General features: G+C 72.3%; 18 protein-coding genes. 13 read left to right on the top strand and 5 right to left on the bottom strand.

The genetic code is table 11. The annotated features are described in order from the left end of the window. Nucleotides 1-276: 276 nt before the first annotated feature. Nucleotides 277-1038, top strand: coding sequence for a glycosyltransferase family 2 protein (locus VGW35_10105; protein ID HEV8308009.1), 762 nt, complete (start codon nucleotides 277-279; stop codon nucleotides 1036-1038). Between the two features lie 10 nt (nucleotides 1039-1048). After that, a complete protein-coding gene (locus VGW35_10100; GenBank protein HEV8308008.1) occupies nucleotides 1049-2332 on the top strand; it encodes an NAD(P)/FAD-dependent oxidoreductase in 1284 nt (427 codons plus the stop codon). Between the two features lie 70 nt (nucleotides 2333-2402). Here VGW35_10100 and VGW35_10095 read toward each other — a convergent pair whose 3' ends face one another. From VGW35_10095 to VGW35_10080, 4 genes are all read right to left on the bottom strand, one after another. Further along, nucleotides 2403-3161: a class I SAM-dependent methyltransferase gene (locus tag VGW35_10095; GenBank protein HEV8308007.1), complete on the bottom strand. Its 759-nt coding sequence runs from the start codon at nucleotides 3159-3161 to the stop codon at nucleotides 2403-2405. 71 nt (nucleotides 3162-3232) lie between these two features. After that, nucleotides 3233-4129 carry an SDR family oxidoreductase gene (locus tag VGW35_10090; GenBank protein HEV8308006.1) on the bottom strand — a complete coding sequence of 299 codons (897 nt, stop codon included), beginning with the start codon at nucleotides 4127-4129 and terminating at the stop codon, nucleotides 3233-3235. Next, nucleotides 4018-5013 carry a hypothetical protein gene (locus VGW35_10085; protein ID HEV8308005.1) on the bottom strand — a complete coding sequence of 332 codons (996 nt, stop codon included), beginning with the start codon at nucleotides 5011-5013 and terminating at the stop codon, nucleotides 4018-4020. Before VGW35_10085 ends, VGW35_10090 begins: the two co-directional genes overlap by 112 nt. Nucleotides 5014-5079: 66 nt before the next feature. Then, nucleotides 5080-6405 (bottom strand): amidohydrolase, encoded by a 1326-nt coding sequence (locus VGW35_10080; GenBank protein HEV8308004.1) that lies wholly within the window; start codon nucleotides 6403-6405, stop codon nucleotides 5080-5082. Between the two features lie 416 nt (nucleotides 6406-6821). On the opposite strand from VGW35_10080, the gene VGW35_10075 reads away from it, so the two are divergent. The 11 genes from VGW35_10075 to VGW35_10025 all read left to right on the top strand — a co-directional run bounded on the left by VGW35_10075 (nucleotide 6822) and on the right by VGW35_10025 (nucleotide 19343). After that, nucleotides 6822-7700: a lysophospholipid acyltransferase family protein gene (locus tag VGW35_10075; GenBank protein HEV8308003.1), complete on the top strand. Its 879-nt coding sequence runs from the start codon at nucleotides 6822-6824 to the stop codon at nucleotides 7698-7700. 49 nt (nucleotides 7701-7749) lie between these two features. After that, nucleotides 7750-8919: a methyltransferase domain-containing protein gene (locus VGW35_10070; protein ID HEV8308002.1), complete on the top strand. Its 1170-nt coding sequence runs from the start codon at nucleotides 7750-7752 to the stop codon at nucleotides 8917-8919. A 36-nt stretch (nucleotides 8920-8955) separates the two neighbouring features. After that, entirely contained in the window at nucleotides 8956-10149 is a 1194-nt protein-coding gene (locus tag VGW35_10065) for an ABC transporter permease (GenBank protein HEV8308001.1), read from the top strand. Beyond that, nucleotides 10149-11636: an FAD-dependent tricarballylate dehydrogenase TcuA gene (tcuA, locus tag VGW35_10060; GenBank protein ID HEV8308000.1), complete on the top strand. Its 1488-nt coding sequence runs from the start codon at nucleotides 10149-10151 to the stop codon at nucleotides 11634-11636. The genes VGW35_10065 and tcuA overlap by 1 nt, the downstream gene beginning before the upstream one ends. Before the next feature lie 82 nt (nucleotides 11637-11718). Further along, entirely contained in the window at nucleotides 11719-12405 is a 687-nt protein-coding gene (locus tag VGW35_10055; GenBank protein HEV8307999.1) for an ABC transporter ATP-binding protein, read from the top strand. Nucleotides 12406-12550: 145 nt separating this feature from the next. Further along, nucleotides 12551-13807 (top strand): CDP-alcohol phosphatidyltransferase family protein, encoded by a 1257-nt coding sequence (locus VGW35_10050; protein ID HEV8307998.1) that lies wholly within the window; start codon nucleotides 12551-12553, stop codon nucleotides 13805-13807. Nucleotides 13808-13985: 178 nt separating this feature from the next. Further along, nucleotides 13986-14999 carry a lysylphosphatidylglycerol synthase domain-containing protein gene (locus VGW35_10045; GenBank protein ID HEV8307997.1) on the top strand — a complete coding sequence of 338 codons (1014 nt, stop codon included), beginning with the start codon at nucleotides 13986-13988 and terminating at the stop codon, nucleotides 14997-14999. Next, nucleotides 14996-16480: a hopanoid biosynthesis associated radical SAM protein HpnJ gene (gene hpnJ, locus VGW35_10040; protein ID HEV8307996.1), complete on the top strand. Its 1485-nt coding sequence runs from the start codon at nucleotides 14996-14998 to the stop codon at nucleotides 16478-16480. The genes VGW35_10045 and hpnJ overlap by 4 nt, the downstream gene beginning before the upstream one ends. Nucleotides 16481-16665: 185 nt before the next feature. Beyond that, nucleotides 16666-16956 (top strand): AbrB/MazE/SpoVT family DNA-binding domain-containing protein, encoded by a 291-nt coding sequence (locus VGW35_10035; GenBank protein ID HEV8307995.1) that lies wholly within the window; start codon nucleotides 16666-16668, stop codon nucleotides 16954-16956. Beyond that, entirely contained in the window at nucleotides 16957-17106 is a 150-nt protein-coding gene (locus tag VGW35_10030; GenBank protein ID HEV8307994.1) for a hypothetical protein, read from the top strand. Nucleotides 17107-17108: 2 nt separating this feature from the next. Then, nucleotides 17109-19343: an LmeA family phospholipid-binding protein gene (locus tag VGW35_10025; protein HEV8307993.1), complete on the top strand. Its 2235-nt coding sequence runs from the start codon at nucleotides 17109-17111 to the stop codon at nucleotides 19341-19343. A gap of 343 nt (nucleotides 19344-19686) precedes the next feature. Here the strand turns inward: VGW35_10025 and VGW35_10020 are convergent, their stop codons facing one another. Beyond that, entirely contained in the window at nucleotides 19687-19869 is a 183-nt protein-coding gene (locus tag VGW35_10020) for a hypothetical protein (protein ID HEV8307992.1), read from the bottom strand. Nucleotides 19870-19975 lie beyond the last annotated feature (106 nt).

The following is a 19975-nucleotide window of genomic DNA, read 5'->3' as shown; positions in this document are numbered from 1 at the left end:
AGGTGGCGTCGATCGCCGCCCTGATCCTCATGCTGCCCGGGATCGCGTTGCTGGTCCTCCTGGAGCGTTACATGAAGTCGGAGTATCTGTCCATGTTCGGTCGCCTGTGAGTGCCGTGACGATAACCGTCGCAGCTCTGCGTCCTCGGTCGTCGGCGGGCCTCAACGTATGCGGCATACGTCTCGGCCCGCCTCCTCCCTGCGTCCTAGGGCTGCTCGGGGCTCGGCCCGGGCCGATCGCCGGGCCCGATCACGCTGCTGGTCCGAAGGGGCCCGCATGAGCGAGCGCGTCGGGACCCGAGCGGTCGTGGCCGTCATCCCCGTCTTCAACGAGGCTTCGACGGTGGCGAGGGTGATCGAGCGGGCTCGCACGGTGTGCCCCGTCATCGTGGTCGACGATGCCTCGAGCGACGACAGCAGCGCCCGGGCCGTCGCGGCCGGGGCTGTCTGCGTGATCCGCACGGGCCGGCGCGCCGGCAAGGGCGCCGCGCTGCGAGCGGGGTTCGCGGAGGCCCTGCGCCGTGGGGCCGCCGCCGTCGCCACGCTCGACGGCGACGGCCAGCACGACCCCGCCGACCTCCCTCGGCTCCTGGCCGCCGCGCGCCGGACGCCGCGGGCCCTCGTCCTCGGTGATCGCCTCGCCGGGGTCGGCGGGGATCGGATCCCCCGGACACGGCTCGGCGCGATCCGGGTCGCCGACCGCTTCATCCGATGGCTGACCCAGAGGGCCGTCCGCGACACGCAGTGCGGCTTCCGGGTCTACCCCGCGGCCCTGCTTCGCCTCGTCCGCTTGCGGGAGGAGGGGTTCGTGCTCGAGTCCGAGGCCCTCCTCGCGGCGGCCCGCTCGGGGTACGCGATCGTGCCGGTGCCCGTGCGCGCGATCTATCCACCGGGCCGGGCGAGTCGGTTCCACGCCCTCGTCGACGGCACCCGGATCGGCTGGTACCTGGCCCGGGAGGTGCTGCGCGAGGCGCCGCGCCGGCTGCTGGCCGCCGCGCGGGTCCGGCGCCGAACCTTCCTCCCGCTGCCGCACGCCTGAGGCGGAGCGCATGGCGGATCGGATCGCGCCTCGCTATGACGTCGCGGTCGTCGGTGGCGGTCCGGCCGGGTCGACCGCCGCCATGCTGCTCGCGCGGGCGGGCCTCGGGGTGGCCTGTTTCGAGCGCGAGCGCTTCCCGCGCTTCCACGTCGGCGAGTCGCTGTTGCCGGCCAACGTGCCGCTCTTCGATCGGTTGGGTCTCACGCCCCATCTGGAGGCCGCCGGCTTCATGCGGAAGCACGGCGCCGCCTTCATCGACGACGTCGAGGGACGGCAGGTGGTGTTCAACTTCCGGTCGGGCCCGACCTGGGCGGACCACGCCTACAACGTGCCCCGCGCCGACTTCGACCGGCTCTTGCTCGACCACGCGAGAAAGCAAGGGGCGGCCGTCTTCGAGGGCGCGGAGGTCGGCGGGGTGACCGTCGAGGGCGACCGGGTCCGGCTCGACGTCCGGAGCGAGGACGGGGAGCGCTATCCGGTCGAGGCCGCCTTCCTGGTCGACGCCAGCGGGCGTGACGCCGCGGTCAGTCGGCAGCTGGGCCGGCGAGAGCCCATGCCGGGCCTCGGGAAGGTCGCCCTCTTCGCCCACTACCGGGGGGCCGAGCGCTGGTCCGGACGCACCGAGGGGCACATCCGCATCTATCTGTACGAGCACGGCTGGTTCTGGTGGATCCCCTTCGCGGATGACCTGACCAGCATCGGCTGCGTCCTCCACCAGCGGGTGGCCAAGGGGCGCCAGGGCTCGCGGTCCGAGCTCTTCGAGGAGATGGTGGCCGCCTGCCCGAGCGTGGCGGCGGGGCTCCGGGACGCCACGCGGGTCAGCGAGGTGTGGAGTGCCGCCAACTTCTCCTACCGGACGACGCCGGCCGCCGGAGACCGGTTCGTCGCCGTGGGTGACGCGGTCACGTTCGTCGACCCCATCTTCTCGACGGGGGTCTACATCGCCATGCAGTCGGCGGAGCTCGCCTGCGCGGCGATTCTCGACGCGTTCCGGCGCGGGCAGTTCCGGGCCTCGGCGTTCATCCGCGTCCGGAGGCGAATCGAGCGCGGCGCAGCACTGTTCTTCCGCTTCATCGACCGATACTACGAGCCGGCGTTCCTGGACGTCTTCCTTTCCCCGAGCCCGCCACCGACGCTCCGGGACGCCGTGACGACGGTCCTGGCCGGCGGGGTGTTCCTCCGGCGACCGCTCTGGCTGCGGGCGCGGCTGGCGGTGGTGTTCGCGGCGGTGTGGTTCCGGCGCCGCAAGCGGATGTGGCGGAAGCTGCCGGTGGAATCGCGAATGACGTGGTGACGAGGTCATTTCGGCACTCCTCGATGCACCACGCGCTCGGTGGCCGGCGCCGGGTTAGTCCGACACGCTCCTAGGGCCTGACCGCGACGTATTCGCTCAGGACCCCGACCCACCGCCGCGACGCGCTGACGCGAAACCCCGCTTCCGCGATCGTCGCCTGAACGGTCTCGGGGGATACGCAGTGCTCGAGGCTGGCCCAGCAGTATCGCATCAAGAGCCGGGGTGCGTCGTGGCGCGCGCACTTCCCGGCCATCCACGGCACGACCAGGCCGAGGTAGCCGCGCGCCAGCGCGAAGCCGGCCCGGCTCGCGGGGCGGGCGAAGTCGAGGATCACGAGCCGCCCGCCCGGCCGCAGGACGCGGTGGTATTCGGCGAACGTCCTCCGCAGGTCCGCGACGTGGCGCAACGCGTATCCCATGGTGACGAAGTCGAAGGCGCCGTCGCGGAAGGGCAGGTGTTCGGCCAGGCCCTGGGCCAGCGCGATCCGCCCGAGCTTCTGCGCTTGGGCCAGCATGCCGAAACTCGGATCGACGCCGACGACGCGACCCCGAGCGTCGAGGAGCGCCAGCGCGGCCCGGGCCAGGGCGCCGGTGCCGACCGCCACGTCGAGGACGGTCATGTCCGCCGTGAGCCCGGCTCGTCGCAAGGTCGAGCGGCGGAACCGGGGACCGAACCCGAAGGACATCAGCGCCTCGATCCGGTCGTAGTGTGGCGCGGCGTGATCGAACAGGCGAGAGAGCCACTGCCGGCGCTGGTCGTCCCCGTCGTAAAACGCCGGGAGCGGCGGCAGGGGCGGCACCTCTCCAGACACGCGGGGCGCCGGCGGCATGGTCGCAGTCTATACCGTCGTGCGCTCGGGGTTCAACACTCCGGACCCGGGCGACCGGGATCGGCTCGCGCTCAGGTCAACCCGCCGTCGGCCCCGATCACCTGACCGGTGATGTAGCTGGCGCGCTCGGAGCAGAGGAAGCTCACGAGCGCGGCGATCTCTCCCGGCTGGCCGGGCCGACCCAGCGGGATGGCGGCGATCAGCTCGGCCCGGGTGGCGGCCGGGAGGTGCGCCGTTAGCTCGGTGTCGACGAGTCCCGCGCACACGCAGTTGACCGTGATTCCGAAGCCCCCCACCTCGCGCGCGAGCGACCGGCACAGGCCGATGAGGCCGGCCTTGGCGGCGCCGTAGTTCGTCTGGCCGGGTCGGCCGAGGACCGCGGTGGGCGAGACGACGTAGACGAGGCGGCCCCAGTGCCTCGCCGTCATCCCGCGGAGCGCCTGCCGGGAGCCGAGAAAGGCGCCGCCCAGGTGGACGGCCACGACGTCGTCGAAGTCGCGGTCCGGCATGAGCATCATCAGCCCGTCCCGCGTGAAGCCGGCGGCGTGGACGAACACGTCGTACCCGCCGGCGGGCTCCGCCTCGAAGAGCCCCGCCACGGCCGCGGTCGAGGCGGCATCGCAGCGGACGACCGAGAGCGCCACCCCGTGCGTGTTCGCCGACGCCACCGCGGCCTCAGCGGCTCGGTCGTCGTGGGCATAGGTGGCGACCACCGCGAGGCCGTCCCGGGCGAGCGTGCAGGCGATGGCGAGCCCGAGACCCCCGGTGCCGCCGGTGACCAGGGCGCGCCGCGTTCGCTCGGACCCGGCCTCGGGCCCGATCGGGTCGGGCCGGGCGGACGGGCCCGAGGTGGGCGTCAGGTCGCGCCGCCTGCCGGCCGACCGCCCGGCTCGAGCGCCGCCAGCCGCTCGAAGTCGGCGAAGATCTCGGAGGGGTCCAGGCGCCGCGGGACCAGGCCCTGGGCCCACTGCTCCTCGCAGAACGCGGCGATCATCGCCCGGTTCCCCCGGACGCCGTACGGCTCGAAGCCGGGCCCCAGGACCTCCGCCTCCTCCTCGAGGTCGGCCAGGAGCCAGGCGCTCGACTCGTGGAGGAGTCGCCGCGTGCGCGCCGCATGCTCCCGCGCCCGGAGCAGCGCCGCATAGAGGCTCCGCACGGCCCAGGGATGCTCCTCCGCCAGGCGCCGGCGGACGACGACGATGTGGTGGGCCGGGTAGAGCTTCGTCTTCCGGTAGTCGTCGCGCTCGACGGCGCGGAAGTCCGGGTAGAGCCGCACGATCGGGCTGCCGCGCTCCCCGAAGCCCGCGGGCGGCCAGGCGGCGATCAGGACGTCCAGCTCGCGCGCCAGGAGCATCTCCTGGAGCGACCGGCCGGCCGGCGCCGCCTCCACGCCTCCGGGGAGCGCGTCCGGCCGCGGCCCCGCGTCACCGGGGTTGATCGGCCCCACGATCCAGCGAACCGCGTCGAGGCCGACGCCGTCGGCCCGGAGGAGGGCCCGGCTCCAGGTGTTCCCGCTGTTCGGCCAGGCGTCCATGCCGATGCGGGTGCCCTTCAGGTCGCCCATCGCGCGGAGGCCCGCATCCCGGTGCACGAAGAAGTTCCGATGGCGAAACTCGCGCATGAGGAATGCCGGTACCGCCACGAAGCTCCGGTCGCCGGCCGCCAGGCGCTGGACGTGGCGGCTGAAGGACGCCTCGCCGCCGTGGACGGCCGGGTCCTGGAGGACGCGCGGCAGCGCGCCGAACTCCCGGATGACGGTGAGGTCGATCCCTTCGACGGTGACGTCGCCGAGGGCCAGCGGCACCACGTAGTCGTAGTCACGGGTCGCCAGCGTGACCGGCAGGTTGCCCATCGGGACTCCTATCGTGCCCGGCTTCCGACGGCCGTCCGTGTCACCCGCATGCGCTCCTGGGCTGGCCTATGTCGCCGGGAACTCCTCGAACGACGTGAACCGTCGGACGAGGGCGAGGTACTCGTCGCGGGTGAGCTTGGCGCCGGCCTCGGCCTTGACGCGCCGAGCCTCCCGGGCGCCGTCGTGGAGCAGGTCGACCACCGTCGTCGCCATGAACTTCGCCGGGTTCACCGCGGCCAGCCGGTGGTCGACAATGACGTAGTCGGCGCCGTGGATGCTGCCCCGCACGCCGCCGGCCCGGGGGTGGACCTCCGGCATGATGAACCCGAGGTCGCCGATGTCGGTCGAGCCGGTCGAATGCCGGGGCTTGCCCATGTTCGCCTCACCGACCACGGCGGCGGCGTTCCGGTGCGTGAGAGCGACCAGGTTGGCGTCCATCTTCTGCGGCAGGTAGCCGGGCAGCGTCGTGATCTGGACCCGGGCGCCCAGCGCGAGCGCGCCCGCCCGCAGGCTCCGGTCCACCTTGGCGGCCGCCTCCGCGATGGCCTCGACCGTCTTGCCCCGCACGAACGTCTCGAGCCGGACGTCGGCCGGCACCGCGCTGACCGCCTCGCCCCCCCGGGTGATGATGGGGTGGACCCGGATCGTGTCCTCGTCCCGGAAGGTCTCCCGCTGGGCGTCGATCGCATGGAGCGCGACCTGGGCGGCCTTCAGCGCGTTGATCCCGAGGTGCGGCGCGCTGCCGGCGTGGGCCCCCTTGCCCAGGAAGCGCATGAACTTGACGACGCACCCGTTGTGCGTGTCCCCGACGCTCGACAGACCGTCGTCCGGCCGGGCGTTGGTGTGGGTGATGATCGCCATGTCGACGTCGTCGAACTCGCCCAGGCGGATCAGCTCGGCCTTGCCCACGAGGAACTCGACCTTCTTCTGCTCGCGGAGCCCCATCCGCCACTCGACCTCGATGTACTCCTCGGCCGGCACCGCGAAGAGGACGACGTCCCCGTCCAGCTCGTCCATCACGGTCTGCAGCCCCATCCCGGCGCCGAGCATCGAGGCGACCTGGGCGTTGTGGCCGCAGGCGTGGGCGGCGTGGGTCACCGGGTCGGCGAACGGGTGCTCGGCGACGATCAGCGAGTCCAGCTCACCGAGGACCGCCACGGTCGGTCCCGAGGCGCGACCCGACAGCCGCGCCTTGACCCCGGTCAGGGCCAGCCCGTCGCGGTACTTCAGGCCCAGCCGGTCGAACTGGGCTGCCACGTAGGCGGCGGTACGCACCTCCCGGTAGCCGCTCTCCGGGTGGCGGAGAATGTGGTCGCTGATCGCGACGATGTCGTCGGCCCGCCGGTCGATCTCCGCGCACACCCGCGCCTTCAGCTCATCGGTCGTCGCCATTGACGCCTCCGTGGGGGGCCGCTCGCGTCGGCCCGCGCGAGCGACCATACCGCACCCGACGGCGCGCTGACAAGACCAGGGTCTCGTGAGTCGCGCGCCTCCGGTCCACTCCTGGAGCGAGGGGTAGTATACCCTGAACGGCGAATACAGTACCCGCGCCAGCGCTCCGAGAGCCGCTCCCACCCCGCTCCCTCTCCCTTCCAGGGAGGGGGTTGGGGTGAGGGTGTATAGGGGCGCGTGGTTTCCCCCTCACCCTGACCCTCTCCCCATAGGGGAAGAGGGAAAAGGGGGCGCGACCCGCTTCGCGTATTCGCCGATTGGGATATACTCCCCTCGATGCCCCCTTCGGACGACGCGAGTTCGCCCGACCATACCGCCCCTTGACGATGCTGACGCGTGAGAGCCCCGATGCCCCCGTGGTCTCGCGGCCCCGCTGGTACCTGCACCCGTACAATCGCGCCGAGTTCTACCGCCTCGCCGCCGCCATGGGCTGGCTGCCCCGCCGGGCCCGCCTGGCGGCGGCCCGACAGCTCGGTCGGCTGGCGCCCCGGCTCCTCCCGGCCGAGCGCGCAGTGGTTCGGAAGACCCTGGAGCGGGTGACCGGCGCGACCGGTGCCCGCCTCGACGACCTCATCGTCGGCGTGTTCCGCGATTTCGCGATGTGCTTCAGCGATCTGGTGTCGACGAACCGGCAGCAGCCCGCCCGTCTCACGGCCCTCGTGCGGACGGTCAATGGGGCGGAGCGGCTGGCCGGGCTGAAGGCGGGTATAATCTCGCTGACGGCGCACGTCGGAAACTGGGAGCTGGCGGGTCGCCTGCTCGCTCGGCACTCGGCCCGGCTGACCCACGTCGTGGTCGCCGAGGACGAGGCCCGGGCACTGGAGCGCTGGGTGCGTCGCAACGGCGAGGGTCTCTATTTCGTGCCCCGCTCTCGTCCGACGGTGACGGTCGGGCTGATCGGCGCGCTGCGGCGCGGCGAGGCGGTCGCCCTGCAGGGCGACCGGGCACTCGGCAACCGTGGAGACATGATGGTCCCGTTCTTCGGGCGGCCGGCGCCCTTTCCGATGGGGCCGTTCCTGCTCGCGCGGGCGGCGAGAGCCCCGATCGTCCCGGCGTTCTGCCTCCTGGATGCCGACTACCGATACCGGGTCACGGTACCGGAGCCCTTCGTCGTCGGGCCGGGGGACGAGCGCGACGCTCTGCGGACCTGGGTCTCGATCCTCGAGGGCGTCGTGCGCGAGCGGCCGACGCAGTGGTTCAATTTTTTCGATGTCTGGCAGCCCTTCGGCGCCTGAGAGCCTGACCGCCCGCGCAGCCGAGGTCGCCGGCGGCGACGACGGGGGCATGGCGGCCGCTCTGGAGCGCGTCCTGCCCCCGGCGCTCGTCCCGTTGTTCGACGCGTCTTTCATCCGCTCGTCCGCGCTCTACGACGAGTTCGTCCATCGGCTGGTCCTGGCGGTCTGCCGGGCCAGCGGGCTGGAGGCGGCCCTGCGAGAGCCGGGCACCGCGGAGGACTTCGCGGCCCGCGCGGGTCTCGAGCCCGGGCGGGCGCTCGTTCCCCTCGACTGGATGCTCCGGTACCTCGCCGCCCGCCAGGTGCTCGCCGAGGAGACGGCCGGCGACGGGATCCGCCGATACCGCGCGCGCGGGTCCCTTCCCGAGCTGGATCCCTCGCTCGTTCGCGAGGAGCAGCGCCGTCACGATCCCGCCTGGATGCCTTCCTATCTTCTCGCCGAGACGGTCGCCCGGGACTATCCGGCGTTCTTGCGCGGGCAGGCGGTCGGCGAAGAGATCCTGTTCTCGCCGAGCCGCTTCCGGCTGTGGCTCGCGTACTTCTCCAACGACAACGGTCTCTACGCGGTGAACAACCGGGTCGGGGCCCTCGCGGTGGAGGAGTGGATGCCGCGGGGCGGCGGGACGATCCTGGAGCTGGGAGGCGGGCTGGCGAGCGCCGCCGCGGCCCTTCTCGAGCGATTCGAGACGCCGGGGCGACTCGGCGAGATCCGCGAGTACCGGTTCACGGAGCTCGTCCCCGTGTTTCTCGCGCGTGGCGAGCGCGTCCTCCGGACCCGCTTTCCGCACGCCTCGCTCCTGACCTTCGGACGTCTGGACATGAACCGCCCCTTCGAGGCGCAAGGGGTCGCGCCCGGCAGCATCTCGGTCGTCTACGCCGTCAACACGCTCCACGTGGCCCACGATCTCGCCTTCACGCTCGGCGAAGTGTTCCGGGCCCTCGAGCCGGGCGGGCGGTTCATCATCTCCGAATGCGTCCGCCTGCTACCGGGGCAGGCGATCTACGTGGAGTTCATCTTCAATCTCATGGAGACGTTCCGGTCGCCGCGTCTCCATCCGACCTATCGCCCCAACGGCGGATTCCTCACACCCGAGCAGTGGACGGGCGCCATGGAGGCGGCAGGGTTCGTCGACGTGCGCTTCTTCCCGGACGTCGTGGGCCTCCGGACGCAATTCCCGACGTTCAACGTCGCGGCCGTCGGTGCGACCCGCCCTCGCTGACCGCTCGGCGCCGACCGGGGCCGGGAAGCCCTCCCGGTGATCCGCCTTTCGGGGTCGTGGTGGCCGCGGGGGTACACCTTCGCGATCCTCGGTATCGCCGTGGGCGTCGCGGGCCTGGTGGCCCTGGGAGGGCTCGCCGAACGCATCAGCCGCTTCATCGAAGGCGGCCACCGGTTCGTTCTCGGTCAGATCTCGGTGGCGGGCGCGGGCATCGGGGCGGGAGCCGGATTCACGGCCGGCGGATTGCTTCCCCGGCGGACGCTCGAAGCCATCGCGCGGATACCGGGCGTATCGGCCGTCCAGGCGCAGGTGATGGTCCCGGTCGACCCGAAGACCTCGCCCCTCTTCACCGTCAACCAGGAGCTGGTCCTCGGCCTGGATCTCGGCGTCCCGACGCCGAACCGCAACTACCCGACGCTCCCCGTCGCCCGCGGGCGGTTCCTGCAGCCCGGCGAGCGGGGCCGCGCCGCGGTCGGGGCCGATTTCGCGGCGACCCGGAGCCTCCGCGTCGGCGACCGCCTCCGGCTCGGCCCCATCGCCTTCGAGGTCGTCGGGATCCTCGAGCGGTTGCTCACGGCTCCGGATCGATTCGCCTTCGTCCCCATCGAGGACGCGCGGGATCTCTGGCTCGGCCTCGAGCCGACCCTTCGATCCCTCTTCACCCCGGGCAGCACGCTGGCCCGCCAGGATCTGAACACGGGAGCCGCGGTCGGTTGGGCAGCCGGCGTGGATCCCGACGCGCTGGCGGCTCGGATCACGCGGGAGGTCCCGGGCGTCAACGTCGTGCCGCCGGGCGAGGTCGCACGCCAGCTCGCCGCCTCGACGACGTTCTTCTCATGGCTGCTGGGGGGCGTCGGCGGCATCGGCCTCCTGATCGGGGGCCTCTCGCTCTCCAACACGGTGGCGGCGTCCACCTTCGAGCGGATCCGGGACTTCGGGATCAAGCAGGCCGTGGGGGCCAGCGATCTCCAGCTCCTGGGCGAGGTCGTGCGGGAGAGCCTGCTGGTCAGCCTGTCGGGCGGCGTCCTGGGGACTCTCGCCGCGCTCGCGGCGGGGACGGCCGTGGACACGCGGGCCGCCCACGCGGGCCAGCAGCTCTTCCTCTTCTCGGGCCGACTCCTCGGGTTTGCCGTGGCCTTCGCCACGGTGCTGGGCGCGATCGCGGGGGCCTACGCGACGGCGCGCATCCTGCGCGTCCCGCCGGCCGAGGCGATCCGCCGCGGGGCATGATGGCCGAACGCTACGACGTCGTCGTGGTGGGAGGCGGCAATGCCGCGCTTTGCGCGGCCCTGGCGGCCCGGGAGGCGGGCGGGGCGGTGCTCCTTCTCGAGAAGGCGCGCGAGGGCGAGCGCGGGGGGAACTCGCTCTTCACGGCCGGCGGCTTCCGCTTCGCCCACCAGGGCCTCGAAGACCTCCGGGGCGACGTGCTGGTCGACCTGACCGAGGCCGAGGCCGGCGCGGTGGAGGTGCCACCGTACCCCGAGGAGGCGTTCTACGACGACCTGATGCGCTTGACCGAGCACTGCGCGAACCCCGACCTCGCCGACCTGCTGGTTCGCCGCTCGCGGGCCACCGTCGTCTGGATGCGCAGCCAGGGCGTGCGCTGGATCCTCATGTTCAACCGGCAGTCGTTCCGGGTAGGGGACCGCCACCGCTTCTGGGGCGGCCTCACCGTCGAGGCGGTCGGCGGCGGGGCGGGGCTTGTCCAGGCCCTCTATGACCGGGCCGGCCGGGTCGGCGTCGAGGTGCGGTACGGGGCCGGCGCCCGGCGGCTCCTGGTGGACCGCCACGGCGCGCTCGCCGGGGTGGTCGCGCGCGGCCCGGAGGGCCTGGAGGAGATCCCGACGCGGGCGGTCGTCCTGGCCTGCGGGGGATTCGAGGCGAACCCCGAGTGGCGGGCCCGCTACCTCGGCCCCGACTGGGAGCTCGCCCGCGTGCGGGGCACCCGGCACAACACCGGCGACGGCCTCCGGATGGCCCTCGAGATCGGCGCCCAGCCCTACGGGCACTGGTCCTCCTGCCACGCGGTCGCCTGGGACCTCAACGCCCCCGAGTTCGGCGACCGCAAGGTGCTCGACCTCTTCCAGAAGCACTCCTATCCGCTCGGGCTCATCGTCAACATCCGCGGCGAGCGGTTCGTGGACGAGGGCGCCGACCTCCGCAATTACACGTACGCCCGATACGGCCGCGAGATCATGCGGCAGCCCCAGCGCACGGCCTGGCAGCTCTTCGACCAGAAGGTCGTGCCGCTCCTGCGCGAGGAGTACCGGATTCGCGAGGTCACCAAGGTCGAAGCCGACACGATCGAGGAGCTCGGGCGGAAGGCCGAGATCGACGTCGAGGGACTCGTCCGCACGGTCCGCGCCTACAACGCGGCGGTGCAGGAGGGACCCTTCAACCCGGCCATCCTGGATGGCCGGGGGACCCGCGGGATCATGCCCCCCAAGTCGAACTGGGCCCAGCGCCTCGACAGCCCGCCCTACGTCGCCTATGGTGTCACCTGCGGCATCACGTTCACCTTCGGCGGGCTCCGCGTGAGCCAGGAGGCGGCGGTGCTGGATACCGAGGATCGCCTGATCCCCGGTCTCTACGCCGCGGGGGAGCTGGTCGGAGGGCTCTTCTACCACAATTACCCGGGCGGGGCCGGACTGATGGCGGGCGCGACCTTCGGCCGGCTCGCCGGCACCGGGGCGGCGGCGTTCGCGCGCCGGACGTGAGAGCCGTGAAGGAATCGATCCGGGCCCGGCGCAGACGACGGGGAGCAGCGGGCTGCAGCAGGCGCTCCCGCCCCAAGGTGGATTGACCGCGACGCTCCGGGCCGTCGGATTGCGGAAGACCTTCCGCGGTCCGGACGGGCGGGCGATCGAGATCCTGCGCAGCGCCGACCTCGAGCTGGCGCCGGGTGAGCACGTGGCGGTCGTCGGGCGATCGGGCTCCGGCAAGTCGACACTCCTCAACGTGCTGGGCGGCCTGGACCGGGCCGACGGCGGCGAGCTGTGGTTCCGGGACCTCTCGCTCACGCAGGCGAGCCGCCGCGCCCTGGCCGGCTTCCGCGGCCGCCACCTCGGGTTCGTCTTCCAGGCCTTCCACCTGATCGCGTCGCTCACGGCCTGGGAGAACGTCCTCCTGGCCGCCCGCTACGTGGGGCGCGACCGGGCCGAGGCGACCCGGAGAGCCGCGGAGCTCTTCGAGCGCCTCGGGATCGACGCCCGCAAGGAGCATTACCCGGCGGCGCTCTCGGGCGGCGAGCAGCAACGCGTCGCCTTCTGCCGGGCCGTCCTCAACGATCCCGCCGTGATCCTGGCGGACGAGCCGACCGGGAACCTCGACGACGACAACGCCCGCGTGATCCTGGACGAGCTCCGCCAGCGCGCGCGGAGCGGTGGCGTCAGCGTGCTGCTGGTGACCCACAACGCCGAGCTCGCCCGCGCCGCCGACCGCACGCTCCACCTGACCGACGGCCGCCTGATCGCCGCGCCGCCCTGACACCACCCGCCGCCCTGGCGCCGCGCTTGCTCGCCGCCGGCGCCCCGCAGGGGGCGTCACCCCGCTGACGGCCCCCCGGCACAGGGTGACAGCGTCCCCGGGCTCTGATACCCTTCGGGGGGTTTGTGAAGAGAGGGGGCGCCCTGTGTCCGAGCTGAGGATGGGGCTCGTCGTGGCCACCGGGCCCGGCGCGCTGGCGGTCGTCGCGGGGGTGCCGCTCTGCGTCCGCGGGGTCCTCGCGCTGCGCGCGGCGGGCGCGGCGGAGGTGGCCGTGTTCGCAGGCCCGCAGCAGCGACGGGTCGCCGCGCTCCTGGCGCGGCGCTGTCCGGAGGTGCCCTGCCTCGGCGCCGTCGACGACGCCGAGGGCCTCAGCTGGCAGGATCCCGTTCTCGTCGTCGCCGGCGACGTCCTCTTCGACGGGGCCGCCCTGGCGCCCCTCCTGGCGAGCGCCCGACCGGGCGGCATCCGGCTCGGCATCGCGGCGGGATCGCCCCCGGGCGAGGTCCACGCCGCCGTCTACCCGGCCAGCGCGATGCCTGCGCTCCTCGCCGAGCTCGGGCGGACCACCAATCTCCGTCCGGCCGCCCTCGGCCGGAGGGCCGGGGCACCCCCCGATCCGCCCGTCTGCCTCGCCGATGGACTCTTCCTTCCCTTCGACCAGGCGCGCCGGCCGGCCGTCCTCGAGCGGGCGCTCCTCGACAACCTGGCGCGGCGGACGACGGCCAAGGACAGCTACCTGGCGTCGCTGATCGACCGGCGGCTCTCGCGGCCGGTCACGCGGCTTCTCCTCGGGGTCCCCGTCACGCCGTCTCAGATCACGCTGGCCAGCATCCTGCTCGGCCTCGTGGGGGCGGTGGGCCTGGCCACGGTCTCTTATGGCGGACGTCTCGCCGGCGTGCTCGCGCTCGTCGCGTCGATCGTGCTCGACTGCGTCGACGGCGAGATCGCCCGAGCCCGCTATCAGCAGAGCGCGCGGGGCGCGCGCCTCGACGTGATCGGCGACTACACGGTGCACCTGGCGGTCTTCGTCGGGTTGAGCGTCGGGCTCCTGCGCCAGGGGCTCCCGCCGGGGGGCGCCTGGGCCGCGGGGGCCCTGATTGGCGGGGTGGCGGCGGCGATGGTCACCATGCATCGCCTGTTCGTCCAGCCGGCCCTGTCCCAGGGTGGCGACCTTCACTGGGCCGGCGACGCGGAAGGCTGGCAGGGCACGCCGGTGGCGGCCGTCGTCGAGAAGCTGGCCAGCCGCGACTACACGTACGTCCTCCTCGTCCTCGCCCTCGCCGGGCATCTCGAGTGGTTCCTGTACGCGGCGGCGGTGGGCGCGTGGGCGTTCGTGCTGGGCCTCGTCGGATACTCGAGCTACATGCGGTGGGCGTCGCCCAGGCCCGTGGAGTCCCCGTGAGCGGCCCGGGCCGATGCCCGTCGCCCCGGGTCGTCCTCGGTCGTCGGCGGGCCTCAACGTATGCGGCATACGCTTCGGCCCGCCTCCTCCCTGCGTCCTACCGGGGTGGGGGGGCCGCGGGCCTCGGCCCGGTCCCATCGACAGGCGCATGCTGTCTCGGTTGTCCAATGGAGTCCCCGTGAGCCGGATCCGCGCCCACTGGATCGAGCTCGGCTGCCTGCTGCTCGGTCTCGCCCTCCTCGTGGGCACCGCGTGGCGGATCGGCCTCGAGAGTCTGGTCCGCGATCTGCGGATCCTCGGCTGGGGCCTCGCGGTGATCCTCCTCGTCGAGAGCGTCAACGTGATCTTCAACACGTGGGGCTGGGTGCTGGCCTTTCCCGGTGGGGAGCGGACCGTGAGCCATCGGCGGCTCCTGGCCGCCCGCCTGGCCGGCGACGGGGTGAACTACCTCACGCCGTCGGGGACGGTCGGCGGCGAGCTGCTCCGGGTCCGCCTGCTCGGGACCGCGGTGCCGCTCGGCCTCCGCTGGGCATCGGTGAGCGTGGCGAAGCTCGGCCAGACCGTCGCCCAGGCCGTCTTCATCCTGCTCGGCCTCGCGCTGGTCCTGCCGCGCCTGACGGGGATCTCGCCGTGGGCGGCGTGGCTGGCCGGCGCCGCCGCCGCGGTCCTGGTCGGGGTCGCGCTGGCGTGGCTGCTCGATCGCGGCCTGTGGGCGACACTCGAAGACGTCGCCCGCCGACTCGGGCTCGGCCGGCGGCTGCCCGCCCGCTGGGCCGGACCCGGCCGGGACCTCGATGCGGCGCTGCGGCGACTGGGACGCTGGCGCCTGGTGGGGTCGCTGGCCTGCTTCGTCGGCGGCTGGGCCGTCGGAGCCGCCGAGATCTACTTGATCATGACCTGGCTGGCGGCGCCCGTCGACTGGGCGACGGCCCTGGCGCTGGAGACCGGGTCCGTCTTGATTGATGGTATCCTCTTCTTCGTGCCCGGGAAGATCGGCACCCAGGAGGGAGGCAAGGTGGTGCTCTTCGCCGCCCTCGGGCTCGACCCGGCCCGCGGCTTCACCGTGGGCGTGGTGCGGCGCATCCGGGAGCTCACCTACGCCGGGCTCGGCCTGGCGGCGCTCGGCGTCTTCGCGCTTCAGCGGCCCCCCTCCGTTCATCCCGCTCTCCTACATCAATCGGAGCCGTCATGACGCGATCCCACGAGCCAGTGCTGCGAACCCTGTTTCTACACCCCCCGTCCTTCGAAGGCTTCGACGGCGGGGCCGGTGCCCGCTATCAGGCTCGCCGGGAGATCCGGTCTTTCTGGTACCCGACCTGGCTCGCTCAGCCCGCGGCCCTCGTTCCGGGGAGCCGGCTGGTCGACGCGCCGCCCGACGGGCTGACGATCGAGCAGGTCGTTCCCCTCGCCAAGGAGTACGAGCTGGCGGTGCTCCACACCAGCACCCCGTCCTTTGGGAACGATGCGCGGGTCGCCGAGCGCCTCAAGGCCGAGAATCCACGGCTCCTGATCGGGATGGTCGGCGCCCACGTCGGCGTCCTGCCCCAGCAGTCCCTCAGGGCGGCCCCCGCCGTCGACTGGGTGGCGGTCGGGGAATTCGACCACGCCTGCGGCGAGATCGCGGCGGGCCGGCCGCTCAAGGACGTCTGCGGGATCGCCTACCGGGAGCAGGACCGGGTCCGGTTCACGCCGCCTCGCCCGCCGATCGAGGACATGGACGCCCTCCCGTTCGTCGTCGATGTCTACAAGCGTGACCTCACGATCGAGAACTACTTCATCGGCTACCTGCTCCATCCCTACGTCTCGCTCTACACCGGCCGCGGCTGCCGCTCGAAGTGCACCTTCTGCCTCTGGCCGCAGACCCTCGGTGGTCACCGGTACCGCGTGCGCAGCCCCGAGAGCGTCGAGGCGGAGATGGCACGGGCGAAGGCCTACTTCCCGCAGGTGAAGGAGTTCTTCTTCGACGACGACACCTTCACCGACGACCTCCCGCGCGCGGAAGAGATCGCCCGCCGGCTCGGCCGCCTCGGCCTCACCTGGTCCTGCAACGCCAAGGCGAACGTGCCCCGCTCGACCCTGGAGGTCCTGCGCGACAACGGCCTCCGGCTCCTCCTGGTGGGCTACGAGTCCGGCAACCAGCAGATCCTCAACAACATCAAGAAGGGGATCCGGCTCGACATCGCCCGCCGGTTCACCAGGGACGCCAAGGCGCTCGGGATCACGATCCACGGGACCTTCATCCTCGGCCTTCCCGGCGAGACCCCCGAGACGATCCGGGAGACCGTGCGCTACGCCTGCGAGATCGAGCCGGACACGATCCAGGTCTCGCTGGCGGCGCCGTATCCGGGCACCGAGCTGTACCGCCAGGCGCAGGAGCAGGGGTGGCTGGCGATCCAGTCGGGCGAGCTGGTCGACACCCACGGGGTGCAGGTCGCCGCGCTCGATTACCCGGGGCTCTCCCAGACGGAGATCTTCCACTCGGTCGAGGACTTCTACCGGCGGTTCTACTTCCGGCCGCGGAAGATCGTCTCGATGGTCGGCGGGATGCTCCGGGATCCGGCGGTGATGCGCCGGCGCCTGCGCGAGGGCGTGGAGTTCTTCCGATTCCTCCGGGAGCGCAAGACGCCGAGCCGGCCGCTCGCGCCCGTGCCCGGCTCGGGCACGACAGCCTGATCCGGGCGCCGGCTTGCCGGCCTTCTGCCTTAGGTTCAGCGCGATGGCCCGAGTACTCGATTTCCCTTTCATTTCACCACACGCCTTCGCGGGTTTCTCCCTTCGATCTTGACGCCGGCGTTGCCGGCCGGTTATCATCCAAATATATGAAAATACAATCCCGGGAAAGGGAGCGCCTTTTGCACATGCCGGCCGTCAAGATCGGCGTCAGCCGCCAGGTGGTGATCCCGAAGAAGCTCCACGACGAGCTCGGGCTCAGCCCCGGCGACTACCTCGAGGTCGAGCTCGACAAGGGCAAGCTGGTCCTCACCCCGAAGACCCTCGTGGACAAGCGAATCGAGCAGGGTCTTCGTGAGAGCTTCGAGGACTTCCGGCGGGGCCGCGCTCACGGGCCGTTCAGCTCGGCCAAGGAGGCGGCTCGCTTTCTGCATGCCGAGGTAAAGCGCAGGAGGTCGAAGAAGCCCAAAGCCTCATAAATGCGCGCCCACTTCTCCGAGCGCTTCGTCCAGAGTTACGAGAGTGCTCCCCTCGAGGCCCGGCGCGCGTTCGATCGGAAGCTCGTGCTCCTCCTCGCCAACCTCCGCCACCCTTCTCTCCGGGCCAAGAAATACGACGAGACGAAATAGCCATGGCCCCCCGGCCGGCCGCTCGCCTGCCGGCGGCTCGTCGGGCCCAACGGGGCCCGTCGGAGTTGTGGTGGGGGCCGATCTGTGGCCTCCTGGCCTTCGTCCTCCTCGTCGGAACCGGCCACCTCCTGTGGGCTGCGGGGGACGGGCGCCCCCCGAGCTGGGACCGGGCCGGCCATCTCGAGCGCGCGCTCCTCTGCGCCCGCTTCCTCCGGGAGGGGGCGTGGCGGCAGATCCTGGACCTCTCCCCCTACTACCCGCCGCTGACCCACTGCGCCGCCGGCCTTCTCCACCGACTCCTCGGCCCCTCCCACCTCGTCGCCTTGCTCTGGATCCAGGGGTGCCTCGGACTCCTGGTCTTCGCGACGTATGGGATCGGCGCGCGCCTCGGGTCCGCCGCGGCGGGGGTGGCCGCGGCGCTGCTGGTCGCGGGCTATCCGGAGATCTTCCTCGAGTCACGGGTCTTCATGCTCGACGTTCCCCTCACGGCGGTCGTGGCGCTGACCGTGCTGGCTCTCCTGCGGAGCGAGGGCTTCACACATCGGTTCTGGTCTCTGGTCGCGGGGATGCTTGGTGGCCTGGGCCTCCTCACCAAGTGGACGTATCCCTTCTTCCTCCTCCCGATCGGGCTCTACTGCTGGTTTGGGGCCCGCCAGAGCCCGGAGGAGCGAGTCCCGGAGCGGCGCGGCCGAGGTCGCCATCTCCTGCTGGCGCTGGCGGTGACGGCGGTCGTCGCGGCTCCCTGGTATCTCCGGCACCCCCTGCTCCCGCTCTCCCTCCTCCACAACGCGTACGCGGGCGGTGTGCCGTACGGCGACCCGTCCCCGCTCTACTATGTCCGAGCACTCGTCTACCAGCTCGGCGGGCTCTTCGCGGCCCTCTTCGCCCTGGGGCTCCTTGCCGCCTGGCGGCGCCGGAGCCTCCGCGGGCTGGGCGTGCTCGTCGTGTGGGTGCTGGTGCCGATGGTGGTCCTGACGCTCCTCCGGAACCGGGACTACCGCCATACGATGCCGATCCTGCCCGCGGTCGCCCTGCTGAGCACGGCCTGGATCGCGGGCCTGGGGTCCCGGCGGGAGCGCCTCGTGCTCGGGGGCCTCGCCCTGATCGTCCTCGCGCACATGGCGTTCCTCGGGTGGGGATGGCCGGCCCCGGAGTGGGCCCGGGGCCGCACGAATCGCCAGCTCCTCTTCCGCTCGGAGCCGCCGATGGCGGTTCACTGGCCGACCGCGGAGCTCCTCGACCTCCTGGTCCGCGACCGTCCCGGCGAGCACCTCCGACTCAGCGTCGTGCCCGACGATCCCTATTTCTCCCGGTCGACCTTCCGCTACTACGCCCGGCTGAAGGAGCTCCCGGTCCACGTGGCCAAGGCGTGGAGCGGGGACGCCCCGCTCTTCGTCGACTACGTCCTCGTCAAGACCGGCGATCAGGGACCGGCCCACACCACCCGACAGGCTCGGGCCGTCATGGCGCGTCTCGAGGCCGGTGACCCGACGCTGGTCCCGCTCCTTCGCCCGATGGCGGAGCTTCCGCTCCCGGACGCCACCCGCGCCACGCTCTACCGGGTCGGGGCGCGCCCGGCGCCGGGGCTGTCCGATGAGGCGGTGATGGCGCGTCTCCAGGCGACGCCGCCGCTCGGTCTCGATTGGGCCATCGCGGACAGCCGCGGCCTGCGGGTCGAGGTGGAGCCGGTGTCGCCCGCCGACACCGCGCGCGGGCGCTTCAGACGGCTCGTCATCATGGCCGACGCGGCGCGGCTGGGCGACTTCCGGCGGCGGCCCCAGGCGCTTCGCGTCCGGGACGTCGAGGTCGTACTCGAGAACGTCCAGCTCAACCCGTACGCGCTTGCCGCGCGGGGCGAGGTCGAGCTGCTCGACGTGACACGCATCGCCATCCGGCGGGCGACGATCCTCCAGGAGGACCTCGAGCAGGCGCTGGCCGGTGCCGCACGCTGGGTGACGGCGCCATCGGTGACGATCCGGCCCGGCCGCCTCGAGGTGGCGGGCGGTGTCCTCGCGGTCCGGCTCCGGATCGCGCTGGCGCCGGACCGCGGGCCGGGGGCCGACGGGCGCCTCGGCTTCCGGCTGGCAGGGCTCCGGCTCGGGCCGGTGCCGCTCCCCGCGGGCCTCCTGAACCGCGTCCTCGGGTCCCTCGATCCGCTCGCCCGACTCGAGAACCAGCCGGTCGTCATCGAGGTGCCCCGCGTCACGCTGGAGGAGGGGCTCCTGCGTCTTCACTGAGACTGGCCCCCGGACGCGGCTCCCGGCCGCGGCCTTCAACGACTTGATCCTGGCCTGCCTTAGGAGCCAGGCGGTCGCCCTCGGCCGGTCAGAAACGGGCCACGGTGGCGGCTAGAAACTCGCCGGCCACGCGGGGCACCTCCCGCGTGCGTAGTTGCCTCGCGGATCGAGTCGTCGCCTAGCTCGGGCACCACACGTCCGGAGCGAGGATGCTCCGTGAGGCGCTCCACGGTCGTGATGATCCGTTCAACGACGAGGTCGGCATAGTGAGGGGAGTCGCGAGCCGCGTGCGCACGTATCGCCTCGACGTCTTGGATCGCCTGAGGCGCCCAGATTACACGGGTTACCGGAGAAGGCGACGCTTTGCCTCTGCGTGGTCGACGCCCTTTCCGGCATCAAGTTCCGCCAATCCGCGCTCCGTCTTTGCCAAGAGCACCAACCGCTCGATGGCGTCCTCAAGCGTGGCGTCGGCTGGAAGTTTCTTGATCACCTCGAGGACTTTCTCTTTGACGCTCCCGTCCGGCATCGGAACCTCCGAGCTGCATCGCGCAGCATGTTCAGGACAATCGAACCCCGCTGCCGATCGTCGTGGACGGTCTGCCCATGCGGCGAACGCGCATGGTGAGCGGCCG

The sequence above is a fragment of the Candidatus Methylomirabilota bacterium genome (assembly GCA_036005065.1).
Lineage (GTDB): Bacteria > Methylomirabilota > Methylomirabilia > Rokubacteriales > DASRDR01 > DASYQW01.
Note: the sequence above shows the minus strand (reverse complement) of the source record. Positions and strands in the feature narration are given on the sequence as shown.